The sequence below is a fragment of the Methylococcus sp. ANG genome, from assembly GCF_040730495.1.
Lineage (GTDB): Bacteria > Pseudomonadota > Gammaproteobacteria > Methylococcales > Methylococcaceae > Methylococcus.
This window is the reverse complement of sequence record NZ_CP160399.1, coordinates 1,818,180-1,831,627: the sequence shown is the minus strand read 5'-3', so window position 1 is coordinate 1,831,627 and position 13,448 is coordinate 1,818,180. Positions and strand designations below refer to the sequence as shown.

Annotated in this window: 13 protein-coding genes; 3 read left to right on the top strand and 10 right to left on the bottom strand. The window is 63.2% G+C overall.

What is annotated here, in order from left to right:
* Nucleotide 1: 1 nt before the first annotated feature.
* The 10 genes from casB to ABZN20_RS08755 all read right to left on the bottom strand — a co-directional run bounded on the left by casB (nucleotide 2) and on the right by ABZN20_RS08755 (nucleotide 9,105).
* Nucleotides 2-571 (bottom strand): type I-E CRISPR-associated protein Cse2/CasB, encoded by a 570-nt coding sequence (casB, locus tag ABZN20_RS08800; RefSeq protein ID WP_367027379.1) that lies wholly within the window; start codon nucleotides 569-571, stop codon nucleotides 2-4.
* Between the two features lie 14 nt (nucleotides 572-585).
* Nucleotides 586-2,160, bottom strand: coding sequence for a type I-E CRISPR-associated protein Cse1/CasA (gene casA, locus ABZN20_RS08795; protein ID WP_367027378.1), 1,575 nt, complete (start codon nucleotides 2,158-2,160; stop codon nucleotides 586-588).
* A 33-nt stretch (nucleotides 2,161-2,193) separates the two neighbouring features.
* A complete protein-coding gene (locus tag ABZN20_RS08790) occupies nucleotides 2,194-2,442 on the bottom strand; it encodes a BrnA antitoxin family protein (RefSeq protein ID WP_367027377.1) in 249 nt (82 codons plus the stop codon).
* A complete protein-coding gene (locus ABZN20_RS08785; RefSeq protein ID WP_367027376.1) occupies nucleotides 2,432-2,701 on the bottom strand; it encodes a BrnT family toxin in 270 nt (89 codons plus the stop codon). Before ABZN20_RS08785 ends, ABZN20_RS08790 begins: the two co-directional genes overlap by 11 nt.
* Nucleotides 2,702-2,731: 30 nt before the next feature.
* A complete protein-coding gene (gene cas3 / locus ABZN20_RS08780) occupies nucleotides 2,732-5,476 on the bottom strand; it encodes a CRISPR-associated helicase Cas3' (RefSeq protein ID WP_367027375.1) in 2,745 nt (914 codons plus the stop codon).
* A 352-nt stretch (nucleotides 5,477-5,828) separates the two neighbouring features.
* Complete coding sequence (locus ABZN20_RS08775; protein WP_367027374.1) at nucleotides 5,829-6,101, bottom strand: hypothetical protein; 273 nt, start codon at nucleotides 6,099-6,101, stop codon at nucleotides 5,829-5,831.
* Between the two features lie 38 nt (nucleotides 6,102-6,139).
* A complete protein-coding gene (locus ABZN20_RS08770) occupies nucleotides 6,140-6,682 on the bottom strand; it encodes a hypothetical protein (RefSeq protein WP_367027373.1) in 543 nt (180 codons plus the stop codon).
* 82 nt (nucleotides 6,683-6,764) lie between these two features.
* The gene (locus ABZN20_RS08765) at nucleotides 6,765-8,135 is read right to left on the bottom strand and encodes a radical SAM protein (protein ID WP_367027372.1); all 1,371 of its coding nucleotides are present in this window, start codon (nucleotides 8,133-8,135) and stop codon (nucleotides 6,765-6,767) included.
* Nucleotides 8,132-8,869: a prolipoprotein diacylglyceryl transferase family protein gene (locus ABZN20_RS08760; protein ID WP_367027371.1), complete on the bottom strand. Its 738-nt coding sequence runs from the start codon at nucleotides 8,867-8,869 to the stop codon at nucleotides 8,132-8,134. Before ABZN20_RS08760 ends, ABZN20_RS08765 begins: the two co-directional genes overlap by 4 nt.
* A complete protein-coding gene (locus tag ABZN20_RS08755) occupies nucleotides 8,866-9,105 on the bottom strand; it encodes a hypothetical protein (protein ID WP_218807527.1) in 240 nt (79 codons plus the stop codon). Before ABZN20_RS08755 ends, ABZN20_RS08760 begins: the two co-directional genes overlap by 4 nt.
* Nucleotides 9,106-9,967: 862 nt before the next feature.
* Here ABZN20_RS08755 and ABZN20_RS08750 point away from each other — a divergent pair.
* The 3 genes from ABZN20_RS08750 to ABZN20_RS08740 are packed head-to-tail and all read left to right on the top strand — an operon-like array spanning nucleotide 9,968 to nucleotide 13,447.
* Nucleotides 9,968-11,326 carry a Na(+)-translocating NADH-quinone reductase subunit A gene (locus tag ABZN20_RS08750; RefSeq protein ID WP_218807526.1) on the top strand — a complete coding sequence of 453 codons (1,359 nt, stop codon included), beginning with the start codon at nucleotides 9,968-9,970 and terminating at the stop codon, nucleotides 11,324-11,326.
* 5 nt (nucleotides 11,327-11,331) lie between these two features.
* Entirely contained in the window at nucleotides 11,332-12,534 is a 1,203-nt protein-coding gene (locus ABZN20_RS08745) for an NADH:ubiquinone reductase (Na(+)-transporting) subunit B (RefSeq protein ID WP_218807525.1), read from the top strand.
* Complete coding sequence (locus tag ABZN20_RS08740) at nucleotides 12,527-13,447, top strand: Na(+)-translocating NADH-quinone reductase subunit C (RefSeq protein WP_218807524.1); 921 nt, start codon at nucleotides 12,527-12,529, stop codon at nucleotides 13,445-13,447. Before ABZN20_RS08745 ends, ABZN20_RS08740 begins: the two co-directional genes overlap by 8 nt.
* Nucleotide 13,448: the final 1 nt, after the last annotated feature.

Here is a 13,448-nt window from a genome sequence, read left to right as displayed (position 1 = left end):
CTTACTCTCCTTGTGCGAGTTTGAGGGTGGGTTGGAAGTAGTCTCTGGCCCAGGTGTAGCGGAAGCGCTGGCTGGGTTGCGCCGCCGTGGCGTCGGCGCGGTCTCTGGCCCAATGCAGGATGCCGTCGGCCAAGCAGTGGATGTCCGCTTTGCGGTCGGCCTGTTGCACGGCGCGGCGCAGGCGCTGGAAAAATTCGCCGTGGTCGTGGGCGGCGAGCAGCTGCTGGAAGCGCAGCTCGCTGAACAACGCCTTGTCGCCGTCTTCCCTGGGAGTGCCCAGCTGACGTGCGAACGAGCCGCCGCCGGCATTTTCCACGTGGGCCAGCACGCCGGCTACGACGGCCAGGGCCAGCAGGTCTTGCTGCTCCCATTGCGGCAAGATGCGGCACAAGCGGTGGAAAGCCTTGGCCGGCAAAACCTCTTCCGGGGTGGCGCAACGCCGCAGTTCGGCCCGTTCGCCCCGGTTGTCCTCCAGGGATTTCCACCAGCCGAACAAGCGCCGATGTTCGGTTTCGTCGTTCAGTACGGCATAGTGCGGCTCTTTGCCGGACGCTGTCGTTTCATCAGCCATATTTGTTCTCCGTCTCAGGCCGCCAATTTTTTCATTTGCTTGCCGCCCTTCAGCCCGCCCAACAAGCGGCCGCGCGCCAGGACCAGGCGTTTCATGTCCCCATCTTCGTTGCTTTCCGACAAGGCCCAGTGATCGAAGATGCCCAAGGCGTGGCGAACCAGGCATCGGCGCCAGGCTTCGCGCAGCCCTTTGTCGGCACCGGTTTGGTCTTCGGCGATTTCTGCCAGCGCACGGTAGAAATCCGCCTCCGTGCTTTGCCAGAACTCCCGGTCCACGAAAGAAAAATCGCCTTTGGCGTCCTTGGGCCGGGAAAACCAGGCTTCCTTGAGACAAGAGCGCATTGTGCCCAAGGCTTCGGCGGCGGCATCCAGCAGGATTTGCACGGCACCTTGAATGGATTCGCGTTTTTCCCAGTCGAAGGGAAAAACCGGCATAGTGGCTTCATACCAGCAGCGGGCCTTCATATTGTCCATGTCGTAACCGAAAGCCCACAGGCGCGGCTGATAGTCGCCTGTCATCAATCCCTGGCGGCTTTTCAAATAAGTATTTACCACCTGCGCCGGATGGCGTTGGCTGTTTTCGCCGCCGTCCAGCACCAGTCCCAGCCAATGGCGGTAGCATACGCCGCCCGGCTGGCCTTTGATGGACAAGGGACCAGTCTTGGGATCGATGGAATAGGGCGTCAAAGGATGCTGCCAGGGGCCGGTGTAGTTGACGCCGTAGTTCTTCGTGACGTAGCCACCGATAAGCCGTTCGGAGTACTTTCCGCTCAGGTCGCAATAGCCCGGCTCGGCATTGGCGAAATCCAGGCGGATACGGCGCGGCATGGCCCAATACATTTGCAGGGGATGGCCGTCGTGCGGCTGGGTTTCAGCGCCCGTTTTCGCCTCGCTGGTGCGGCTGGGCGCCAACCAGGGAAAGATGGCGGCCAATTCGGAGAGTTTTGCATTGCCGGTCTGCAGCGCCAGTTCTTCCTGTGTCAGCACGTTGAGCCACAGCGTGTGCCACAGGCTGGCGGGGCCATCGGTTTCGTCGGGCAGAACCAGTGTGGTCAACGGGCCACCACCGCGCAGGCCGACCCGATGGCCGACGCCGCCGGACGGCGCGTTGATCTGCAAGGTGAACAGAGCCATCACCGCCCACTCGGGTGCCATGCGCTGAACAGTCCCGCCTTTGACGAAATGGTCCAGGTTTTCCCGCAGGGTTTTGCCACCGGGAGCTTCGATGAGCAGGGCGGCTATTTCCTTGGGCTCGCCTTCGGACAAATCGAAATCCTGCATGAAGGCCGGCCCGCTGCCGCCCAGCTCGAAGGCCGGGAGATACGGCTCGAAGGCGGCTTTGAGGATTTCCGGCGCGGGCGGCTTTTCCCACAAGGCGCGCCATGCAATTTCGTCCTCCGGCGCGAATGCGGTCTGCAACAGGCCGATCAAGAACTGGTAGAGCGCGCCTTTGAAGTCGGCCCGCGGCGCGAGCACGTCCAGAATGGGCCGGTTGCCTATTCCCTGGGTGATCTGCCAAGGCTCGACGGCTTCCCGCTCATTCGTCCCGCGCGTGACGGGAAGCCAGTTCCAGTCGCTTAGCAAATTCATCGCCTGCCTCCTTTCGATTGCCGGGCCCAGGGCTCATGCCGCGTGCAACTCTTCGCGCAGCACCTGCCGCAACGTCTCTACAGTCACTGGCGCTGCGCTCGGGTCGATGGCCGCGCGCAGTGCGGCGTTGATGAGGGTTTGGTATCCCTTGCCTTCCGCTTCCGCGCGGGCGCGGAAAGCGGCCAGGATGTCGTCGTCCAGGTAGATGCTGATGCGGGTCTTGCCTTTCGGCTCCACCACCGCACCACGCTTGGCTTCGGAAAAGTCGTATTCAGCTTTCATAGGCTTTCCTTTCATTGCGGGTTGCTTCGCGCACCGAGATTAGGCGGATGGCATCGCCCCTTTGCGTCCATACCACCACGAGCAATCTGCCCAGGGCGCCCAGACCCAGGGTCACAAAGCGCCGTTCGCCGCGGGCATCCTCATCTTCCCGCGTCAACGCCAGTGGATCGTTGAATACCGGCTCGGCTTCGGCAAACGACACGCCGTGTTTCAAACGATTGCGGACGGCTTTATCGGGGTCGAACTCCATGTTCATCATGCATGCCTTGTATGTATTTAGCAAATTCCTTCAACCAACCGCCGGTCTGGCGCCGCCTGCCGCCTCATCGCCCAGCAGCAGCCCCATGCAGGGATCGTAAACCGCCGCGATTTCGCCCTCGGCGACCCAGCAGCGTTCCTGCGGCAGCATCACCAGCACGACCCCGTCTTTAAGCCGTCGCTGCTCCTTCTGCAACGCCTGAATTTCTTCGCTGGGTCTCCAATCCGGTAGCCTTTTGGCCGGCACGTGCAGGCTGCTCAAATCCCAGGGATAACCGCCGTCGGGATGGAAAGGCCGGAGTGCGCCATCTTCCCGCGTGGCCAAGTACACGGTGGAGGAATCGTCGGACAGGCGGGTGGGAATCTTGGCCTCGTTGTCCCAGGCATTGGCGTCCTGGCTGTAGCCGGCTTCCAATTTCAGCGAGTTGAAATCTGCCAGGCAGCCTTGGCTGCGGCGCTCGCCTTCCGCTTCCCGGCTGGCATGCTCCAGCGCCTCGGGGATGTCTTCGCCTTTCTCGCCGTAGACTTGCTCGATCAGAAGCCGGGCGTCTTCCGGCATATTCCAACCCTGGATTTTGGCCAGCACCCGTGCCGTGCGCCACAACCGGCCTGTATCGGCATAGACGGCATTGGCTTTGGGAAACAGGCTTTTGAACCAGTCCCGGGCCGGCTGTTCCACGGCCTCCGGGGTGAAAAGCAGCAGCTCGGGCGCCGGGCGCAAATCCACGGCGCCTGCATCGCGCAAGCGCGTGCCGTCGACGCCGCGCACGTGGCGCTGCAAGCGGCCGGCACGCTGGATGAGCAGGTCGATGGGCGCCAGGTCGCTGACCATCACGTCGAAATCCAAATCCAGCGATTGCTCCACCACCTGGGTGGCGATCAGGATGCGCCCTTTGCGCTGTTCCGGCCCGGAAGTTTCGCCGTAGCGCCGTACGATCTCGCCTTCGATGCGTAGCCGGTCTTGCAGGGTATAGCGGCTATGGAACAGGTCGAGCTTGTCCGCATCCACCCAGCCGAAAGCCGCCAGCTCGGCATAGGCGGTACGGGCATCGTGCACCGTGTTCCTCACCCAGCACACGCAACGCCCCGTTTCCACGGCGCGGCGTATCTCCGCATAAACGGCATCCAGCCCATGCACCTGATGCACGGCCACCCGGCGCCGCACTTCGGTGCGGGTGGCGATGGCCATCTCGGCACAACCGGCGCGGCTGCTGCGGGTGAGCAGGGGATAGTCGAGCGCCGCCAACTGCGGACAAGCCGTTTGCAGGCCGTCGTGGAAGGCTGCCACAAGTTCCCGCCGCATACCGAGCGGCAAGGTCGCGGAGAGCAAAATGGCGCTGCCGCCCAGAGCGGCGTGGAACTTGAGCAGCGCGCACAACAATCGGTGCATATAGGCGTCGCAGGCGTGCACTTCGTCCACCACCAGCACCTTGTTGCGCAAGCCCAAGAGCCGCAGCGACTGGTGGCGCGCCGGCAGGATGCCCAGCAGAGCCTGGTCCACCGTGCCGATGCCGACGTCCGCCAGCAATGCCTTCTTGCGGTGATCGGCCAGCCAGGCGGCGCACTGTACGGAGGCGGTCTCCTCGCTGCCGTCATAGGGAGCATCCTCAGCGATGCCCTCTAGCACGGAGCGGCTGAAGGTTTCAGACAAATGCCGGGCACTGTGGGCCAACACCAGGGACGGATTTTCGCTTTCGGCGAACAGGCGGCGATAGACCTTCGCCATGCGCTCATACATGGCATTGGCCGTGGCCATGGTCGGCAACGCGATGAAAAGGCCTTGCGCCGTATCCTGAACCATGAGGCGGTGAGCCAGCAGCCCGGCTGCTTCCGTCTTGCCGGCACCGGTCACGTCTTCCAGGATGAACAACTGCGGTCCAGGCAAAATGGGCAATTCGCCGGCTAAGCGCTGCAACGGCGTTGCTGTTTCGATCTTGCCGGAAAACAATTGCTGCAGGCTCTGGGGCTGTGCCTTCGCTGCAGGTAATACGCCTGACTTTCGCAGCGCCCGGTCGGCCTGGGGCAAGGCGCAGTTTTCCCAATATTCGCCCAGGGGCATGGGTTCCGTGCGATAGGGGAACATCTCCCTGTCCGAGCCCAGCCAATCGCACAACACGGCCAATCCGGCCAGGGTCCAGGCGCTTTCCCTGAGGGACGTTTTCCATACCTTGCTCCCGAAGCGGGCGATAAGAGCGGATGCGTCCGGTTGGAATAAGCCCAGGGTTTCGCTACAGAACTGCCGAGCGGCGTCCTGGTCGTCGGACTGGAAATGCTCTCGCGCACTGGTTCCGCCGCTTGGCAAGCGGGGCGGCGTGCCGTGGTGGCCGGTGACGGCGGGTAGCCAGAATTGCAGGAAATGGAGATAGAAGTCTTCGTCGCCGAACCATGCTTCGCACTCCAGACGCAACCCGCGGCGAGCGTCGTGCCACAACAGGAAACCCAGCGAATCGTGGCGAGGGTCGTAGTAGTTCATGGCGATCTCGCCCCACCATTGACGGCGAAGCTCAGGCTTGAGCTGCTGAAAACGTTCGGCGAATTTTCCCAGATCATGCCAGGCCAGCAGCGTGTTGATCCAAGTCTGCACAACGGCTTCCGGCAGCGACAGGGCCCCCGCCAGTTTGGTGCGCAAGAAGCCATGCCGTTCCAGCAGCACCGCGCCGACAGCCGCCACGTCCAGACAATGGTAAGGCAGCAAATGATAGGGAGCGCCCGGCTCGCCCTCTTTGCGCGCCTTGCCCCAGTAACGGAAGTAAGCGTGTTCGTTCCGGTCCGCCATGGTTTGCTCCTCGGGCTGTTTCTTGAATATGCCGAACGGTCCCTGTTCAGGGTTATCGACCCACCGGCTCCAGTGGCACGTGTGGCCAATGATACGCACGCCGCTGCCTCACCAGATGAGCCTGTGGTTTCAGGAATCGCGGAATTTTCGTCGCGGCAACTACCGCGACCCGATTGGCGGTGAGGCGGCTTTCGATGCGGTCGGGTTGTCGCCGCAGGGAAGACCGGTCGTGAACGATCTCGGCGACCGGGTGGTGAATGCGCCGTTACCGGATGCCGGCTCGGTGGCGGGAGGCCGGGCGGATCGTCCAGCCTTGAATGCGTCACGAACCCCGCTGCCGCGGGGAGCGGCGTCAAGATCGCAGGCTCAACACGATGCCGGCGATGGGGAGTCCCTTGATCGCGGCCGAAACTTGCCAAGGGGCGCCATAGAAAGCCGCAACCAGAGCGCCGCCGATGGCAAAAATGGAGACGGCGATCCCTGCCATCTGGCCGAATTGGCCCATCCGGTAATATTCGGTCAGTTTTCTCTGTTCCAGGTCCTGGGCAGCCTGGCGGAGGGCGATTTCCGCCTCACGGCTCTTGTGCTCCAGTTCCCGCCGGTGCCTGAGATCCTCTTCCGCCATGCGGACGATGCGTTCGGCCGGGACGCGACACGCCGGCGTCAGCGATCGACCAGGTAGCCGGAGATCGTGGCGTCGACGGAAACCGTCCCGCCATCATCGAGTCCGCGGCTCACCGAAAACCGGATCGGAAGCTCGTCGGGGTCCGCATAGGCCCGTATCGGCTGGCTTGCCGCGTAAACGTCGATGCCGGCTCCGGCGTATTGCTGAGACAAGACCAGGTAGTGCCAGGCCGTCTCGTTACGCTGGAGGGTCGTCCGCAGCGACGCGAAATACTTTTGCCCGGAGGGGCCTTGCACCAGGGCCGAAACGTGCTCGATGACCATGCGCTGCCTGCCGGCGACCGGAATTTCCGCGTATCCCTCTTTTTCCTCGTTGCCGATCGTGAACCGGATCGTCCTTTGAATAGGCTGATGCTCGTCGCGCCGGCCCATCGCTGCCGACGGGGGGAAGGGGCGGTCGGGAAAGGATGGGAATGCCGTTGCGGGCGAAGACGGTAGCGGCGTGGGGTCTGCCAGGGCGGCGGGAACTGCGGACAGCAAGGTTCCGTAGAGGAGGGGCTTCGAAAGACGGTTGAGCATCATGAGCTGGTTCACACTCGGGGACAGTACTGGCTTTCCGGTCGGAGCTTCAGGGCGGCCAAGGTCGTGATTCGGGAGTAGTGGCTCATCCCGGATTGCGATAGAACAGGTTGTAGGCTTCGAACGGGATCATCCGGCCGTCCGGCTGGACGATGTGTACGCAGGACTTCTTGAGAGCCCGCAGGTCCAGGTTGGCCGCATCCATGAATTGTACGACGAGTACGCGGAAGACGTTGCGGTAGTCCAGCGCCGCCGGCCTTTCGACGCGCGGCAGGCAGCACAGCAGGTCGGATAGGCAGCGGGCGCGCTGTTCCGGGCCGTGGGCTGTGGAGAACAGTTGCACCAGGGTGTCCCTGAGCCGCGGATCGCGCTCGAAGGCGATGGTGTTGGACGCGCCGCCGACCAGGAGTTCCCGGTCCAGGTAGCGGGTGAGCGGCAGGGTTTGGCCGTCCAGCTTGAGGGCGTAAGCCATCGCCAAAGTGTCCGGATTGCAGGGGACGGGGACCACGTCTTCCAACGCGAACAGCCCCGATTGTTCGGCGACGGCGCGGCGGATTTCGCTCACCGTGAGCCGGTGGCGGGCGGCATCGAAGCCCTCGTTGCGTCCGGCGTCCTCGATCGGCTGGAAGGTGATGCCGCGTACACAGGGCTGGTTCAAGGCATGGCGGATCAGTGCGCCGATCTCGCCATCGTTCAGTCCTTTGCGCAAGGTGGCGACCAGGCTGGTGGAGACGCCGGCGGTATTCAGCCGCTCCAACGCCCGTTCGTGTATCCGCGCCAGATCGGCGCCGCGCAACCGGCGCAGCACCGCATCATCCAGCGAATCGAACTGGAGATAGACCTCCAGTCCCGGGCCGAACTCGGCCAGCCGCCGGGCGAAATCCGGATCGCGCGCCAGGGCGATGCCGTTGGTGTTGATCATCAGGTGCCGGATCGGGCGTCGGCGCGCCGCCGCGAGAATGTCGAAGAACTGCGGGTGCAGGGTCGGCTCGCCGCCGGAAATCTGCACTACGTCCGGTTCGCCCTCGGCCTCGACGATGGCATCGAGCATCCGGCCGATTTCGTCCAGGCTGCGGTAATTCGGGGTGTTCGGTCCCGAGCCGGCATAGCAGACCGGGCAGCGCAGGTTGCAGTGGCCGGTGACCTCCAGCACGGTGACGCAGGAATGCTGCATGTGATCCGGGCACAAGCCGCAGTCCCAGGGGCAGCCGCGCGCCATGGGCGTGGCAAAACGGCGCGGCAGCTCCGGCGGCTTGATCCATTGCTCGCGGCACTGGCGGTAATAGTCGGCGTCGTCCGCCATCAGCGTGCGCTCGAAGCCGTGCTCCGGGCACCATTTCTCCATGAACACCCGCTCGCCCTTGATGAGGATTTTGGCCTCCACCCGCTGGAGGCAGGCCGAGCAGACCGAGGCGGTGGTGTCGTAGAACAAATAGGGGCGGGTCCTGCGGCTCATGCCAGGCGCCTCCATTGGCGCAGCGTCAGCGGTGCGTAGACCGCGAGCGCCAGGAGGCAGACCCACTGGATGCCCGACAGCCCCAGCGGATAGGCGTAGTGGACGGGCTTCAAGCCGTCGATGCCCAGTCGCCAGAGGAGGTAAGCGCTCAGCATCAGCTTGAACAGCAGGCCCGGCTCGGCGGCGCAGCGGCTTTGCTGCCCGCGCAACGCGGCCCAGAGCAGGGCGGCGAACAGGATTTCGTAGAGCTGGGTCGGATGGCGGGCGATCCCGTCGCCGAAGTCGACGCCCCAGGGGAGCGGGGTAGGGAGGCCGTAGGTGTCATCGTAAAGGCCCGCCAAGAAGCAGCCGAGCCGGCCGATCATGAGTCCCAGCAGGATCGGGAACACGAACAGATCGCCGGTGGACTGCCGCATGCCTGCCAGCGTCTTGACGATCTCCACCCCGATCAGCCCGCCCAGCAGGCCGCCGACCATGGACTGACCACCGTAAAAAAAGCCGGCAATGCCGCCGTGCGCCGCCCAAAGCTGCGGCATGTCCAGCCAGAACACCGCCTTGTTGCCGTTCGCCGCCCCCAGCAGGCAGCCCATGAGCACGGCGTAACCGGGGTTGGACAGGGCGGAGGCCAGGCCGGATTTCCGACGGAGGAAAAAGTAATAGCGTGCGCCGAGCGCCATTCCCAGCGCCTCCAGGGTGGCGTGGACGCCGTGCGCCAGGGCGGCTTCCCGGATCATGGGGTCCTGTCGGGGGACGGACTCAAGGAGCGTTTGAGCTTCCAGGCGAACCAGCCGAACAGCGCCATCAGCGCGAAGCCCGCCAAGGCCAGCGGAAGAATTTCCCAGGACAGGCCTTCGCTGCCGGGATTGCCGACCGCCGCCAGCCCCAGAACGCCGCAGGCGCCCCAGCCGAATGCGATCGCGGCGCAGAACAGCAGGAGCAGGATTTTGACCAACTTGACGAGGAGATTCATGACGAGGGGCGCGGAACGGTTTCGGGTGGATGTCTTTGGATCTTCTGAACAGGACTGGCGCGAGGGATGGGCCATCCGGCCGTGCCGACTCTCGGATAATCCTCAAAAAAACATCCCGGAGATCGGCAGACGCTCATTGACGCCGCCCATCAGCGCCGGGCCGGAGCAATGATAAGCCGCGGCTTGCCCTGGCCGCACCTTATTCTTTGCGAGCAGGAGGCACCGTGCCAGTCGGAGGAAATGGGATTTTTCCTGGGAGTGCACGATGGTCGTCATGAACAGTTGCGGTGCATTGTCTTACTGCCAGGTGCGAAGGATCATAAGACTTGGTGTGTCGGCGGAAGCACGAAACAGTACCGGAGTTGATGGAAACTTGACGTATATCAAGGCGGGATGGGGGGGGATCCCGTACAATGTGTCCCAAGGTTGTCACGGAAGTGGCGAACTGAAGTTACAGCCGATGTTTTCCTCAAGTTTTATCCTCTGGGATGGTGTTTCCGGGCTCGTCTTCGGGCCCGGCTTTTTTTGTCTCCCACTCCTCCCCGCCTTGAAAGCGATGCCCCATTTCGTCGCTTCTGGTGCACAAAAGCGGCGCGGCGGCTTCAATTGTTGCCTCGTTGGTTTTGTGATCTAATACGAAAATCGCTTTGTTTTTCGTGGGTTCAGGGTTCTCCTAAGGATGCGTTGCTGCGCCCGGCCGGGCGGTTCGCGGGGGATGTTTTTCCGCGCGTGAAGGCGTAATCCCTCCATAACAAACACCCTGCACAGTTTCCACGGCTTTCCCCCCGGTGTCTCCACGGATCGTCGACAGGCATGCGAGGGGTTGGCGCGGCCGATTTTTGTCTGGAAAGTGGGCTTCACTATGGTAATCAAACTGAAGAAAGGCTTAGACCTGCCCATAACGGGAGCGCCCGAACAGGTGATCCATGCCGACGGCGGAGCCGTGAAATCCGTGGCCCTGATCGGGCCGGATTTCATCGGTCTCAAGCCGACGATGCAGGTCTCCGAGGGTGATCGCGTCAAACTGGGGAGCGTGCTCTTCACCGACAAGCAGAATCCGGGGGTGAACTTCACGTCTCCCGGTGCCGGCGTGGTGAAGGCGATCAACCGCGGCGAGCGGCGCGTGCTGCAGTCGGTGGTGATCGAACTGGACGGCAGGGACGAGGTGACTTTCGCCTCTTATCAGGCCGCCGAGCTGGCCGGTTTGAGCGATGCTCAGGTGCGGGAGAATCTGCTGGCCTCGGGCCTTTGGACCTTCCTGCGGACCCGTCCGTACAGCAAGGTGCCGAATCCGGAAACCCAGCCGCATTCGATCTTCGTGACGGCGATCGACACCAATCCGCTGGCCGCGCGGCCGGATGTGGTGATCCAGGACCGGGTCGAGGATTTCAAGAATGGCCTCATCGTCGTTTCCAAGCTGACCGAAGGCAAGGTTTATCTCTGCAAGGCGCCGTCGCAGGCCGTGCCGGCCGTCGATGGCGGCAAAGTCGAGGTCGCGGAATTCGACGGTCCGCATCCCGCCGGTCTGGCAGGGACCCACATCCATCATCTGGATCCGGTCGGTCCGTCCAAGTGCGTCTGGCACCTGGACTACCAGTCCGTGATCGCGATCGGCGCGCTGTTCACCACCGGCCGCATCAACGTCGAGCGTATCGTGTCCCTGGCCGGTCCCGGCGTGGCCCGGCCGCGTCTGCTGCGCACCCGGCTCGGCGCCTGCCTGTGCGACCTCACCGCGGGCCAGACGGCGGCGGAGAAGGAGGTGCGGGTGATTTCCGGCTCCGTCCTGTATGGCCGCGAGGCGAGCGACTGGGGCTGCTACCTGGGACGCTACCACAATCAGGTCAGTGTGGTGGAGGAAGGCCGGGCCCGTGAGCTCATGGGCTGGATCCTGCCCAGCGCATCGAAATATTCCTTCCTCAACGTGACGCTGGCGAGCCTGCCGAAGGAGCGCGGCCGCAAGTTCCCTTTCACGACCTCCACCAACGGCAGCCCGCGCGCGATCGTGCCCGTCGGCGTGTACGAGGACGTGATGCCGATGGACATCCTGCCGACCCAGTTGGTGCGCTCCCTCCTGGTGGGCGACACCGACATGGCCCAGGCGCTTGGCTGCCTGGAGCTGGACGAAGAGGACCTGGCGCTGTGCACCTTCGTCGATCCGGGCAAGCACGATTTCGGTCCGGTTCTTCGCTCGAACCTCACCCAGATTGAGAAGGAAGGCTAAGTCTCATGTCAGCAAGGCAATTTCTCGACAAGCTGCACCCGCTCTTCGCCAAGGGCGGGCGTTTGGAAAAACTGTATCCCGTCTACGAGATGGTGGATACCTTCCTGTACACCCCGTCCGATGTGACCCACGGCGCCACCCACGTGCGCGACTCGGTCGACCTCAAGCGGGTGATGACCTACGTCTGGATCGCGGCGCTGCCGTGCATGCTGATGGCGCTGTTCAACACCGGCTACCAGGCCAATCTGGCGATGACGTCCCTCGGGATGGAATCGGCTCCAGGCTGGCGCGGCGCGATCATCAACCTGTTCGGCCACAATCCGTGGAATCCGCTGTCGGACCTGGTCCACGGCGCGCTGTATTTCATCCCGATCTACGTCGTGACCATCGTCGCCGGCGGTCTGTGGGAAGTGCTGTTCGCGGTGGTGCGCAAGCATGACGTCAACGAAGGTTTCTTCGTGTCGTCGATCCTGTTCGCCCTGACCATGCCGCCCAATACCCCGCTGTGGCAGGTGGCCATCGGCATTTCCTTCGGCGTGGTCATGGGCAAGGAAGTGTTCGGCGGGACCGGCAAGAACTTCCTCAATCCGGCGCTGACCGGCCGCGCGTTCCTGTACTTCGCCTATCCGGCTTCGATGTCGGGCGACATGGTGTGGACCGCGGTGGACGGTTTCAGCGGGGCGACGGCACTGGGCCTGGCGGCGCTGGGCGGGGTCGATGCAATCCGCGAGGGTGGCATAGGCTGGTTCCAGAGCTTCTTCGGCTTCGAGCGCGGCTCCATGGGGGAGACGTCGACCCTGGCCTGCCTCATCGGCGCGGCGTTCCTGATCTACACCCGCATCGCGTCGTGGCGGATCATCGCCGGAGTGATGGTGGGCATGATCGCGACCTCGACCCTGTTCAACATCATCGGCAGCGACTCCAACGCCATGTTCGCGATGCCCTGGTATTGGCATCTGACGCTGGGCGGCTTCGCCTTCGGCATGAGCTTCATGGCGACCGATCCGGTCAGCGCGGCGCATACCAACACCGGCCGCTGGATCTTCGGCGCGCTGATCGGCTTCATGACGGTGCTGATCCGCGTGGTCAATCCCGCCTTCCCCGAAGGCATCATGCTGGCCATCCTCTTCTCCAACATCTTCGCTCCGCTCATCGATTACGCGGTCATCAAGGCGAACATCGCAAGAAGGATTAAACGTCATGCCTAACGCAGCAAATTCGACGAATGTGCAGGGCGGTGACAAGTTCGCCGCACTGAAGGAAAAGGCCAGAGTTTACGCCGAGCGCGTGCTGGCGCTGCCGAACGACAGCTTCGAGAAGACCGTCGCCGTCGCGGTGGGGCTGTGCCTGGTAGGGGCCGTGCTGGTGTCCGGTTCCGCCGTGGCTCTCAAGCCGCTGCAGGAGTCCAACAAATCCAGGGACGAGAAGGTCAACATCCTCGAGGTGGCTGGCCTGCTCCAGGACGGCACCAACATCGACGAGGCGTTCAAGAACATCGAACCCAGGATCGTCGAGCTGTCCACGGGAGACTACAGCGACGCGGTGGATCCCAAGACCTACGACCAGCGCAAGGCGGCCAAGGATCCTGCCTTGAGCGAAGCGATTCCTCCGGAGGAGGACATCGCCAGCATCAAACGCAAGCCCAGGTACGCCAAAGTGTATCTGGTGAAGGAGAACGGCCAGCTCAAGTCCGTGATCCTGCCGGTGAGCGGCTACGGCCTGTGGTCGACCATGTACGGTTTCATGGCGCTGGAAGCGGACGGTGAAACCGTGATCGGCCTCAATCTCTACGACCAGGCGGAAACGCCCGGACTCGGCGGCGAAGTGGTGAACCCGAAATGGAAAGCCTTGTGGAAGGGCAAGAAGGTTTACAACTACTCCAAGACCACGGTGCACGAAAGCAACCTGTCCGAGAAGGGTCAGAGCGTCGAAGTCGGCGAAGTGGCGTTGGGCCTGGTCAAAGGGGGCGTAGATCCCAGCAAGCCGGGCGCCGAATACCAGGTGGACGCCCTGGCCGGTGCGACTCTGACCAGCCGCGGCGTCAGCAACCTGATCCGCTATTGGATGGGCAAGGACGGCTTCGGACCGTATTTGGCGAAAGTTAGAGCTGGAAGAGGTTAAT

Coding starts and splice junctions, on each gene's coding strand:
- casA (WP_367027378.1), bottom strand. CDS start 2,160: ATGAATTTGCTAAGCGACTGGAACTGGCTTCCCGTCACGCGCGGGACG.
- cas3 (WP_367027375.1), bottom strand. CDS start 5,476: ATGGCGGACCGGAACGAACACGCTTACTTCCGTTACTGGGGCAAGGCG.
- ABZN20_RS08745 (WP_218807525.1), top strand. CDS start 11,332: ATGTCAGCAAGGCAATTTCTCGACAAGCTGCACCCGCTCTTCGCCAAG.
- ABZN20_RS08765 (WP_367027372.1), bottom strand. CDS start 8,135: ATGAGCCGCAGGACCCGCCCCTATTTGTTCTACGACACCACCGCCTCG.
- ABZN20_RS08755 (WP_218807527.1), bottom strand. CDS start 9,105: ATGAATCTCCTCGTCAAGTTGGTCAAAATCCTGCTCCTGCTGTTCTGC.
- ABZN20_RS08785 (WP_367027376.1), bottom strand. CDS start 2,701: ATGATGAACATGGAGTTCGACCCCGATAAAGCCGTCCGCAATCGTTTG.
- ABZN20_RS08750 (WP_218807526.1), top strand. CDS start 9,968: ATGGTAATCAAACTGAAGAAAGGCTTAGACCTGCCCATAACGGGAGCG.
- ABZN20_RS08740 (WP_218807524.1), top strand. CDS start 12,527: ATGCCTAACGCAGCAAATTCGACGAATGTGCAGGGCGGTGACAAGTTC.
- ABZN20_RS08775 (WP_367027374.1), bottom strand. CDS start 6,101: ATGGCGGAAGAGGATCTCAGGCACCGGCGGGAACTGGAGCACAAGAGC.
- ABZN20_RS08770 (WP_367027373.1), bottom strand. CDS start 6,682: ATGATGCTCAACCGTCTTTCGAAGCCCCTCCTCTACGGAACCTTGCTG.
- casB (WP_367027379.1), bottom strand. CDS start 571: ATGGCTGATGAAACGACAGCGTCCGGCAAAGAGCCGCACTATGCCGTA.
- ABZN20_RS08790 (WP_367027377.1), bottom strand. CDS start 2,442: ATGAAAGCTGAATACGACTTTTCCGAAGCCAAGCGTGGTGCGGTGGTG.
- ABZN20_RS08760 (WP_367027371.1), bottom strand. CDS start 8,869: ATGATCCGGGAAGCCGCCCTGGCGCACGGCGTCCACGCCACCCTGGAG.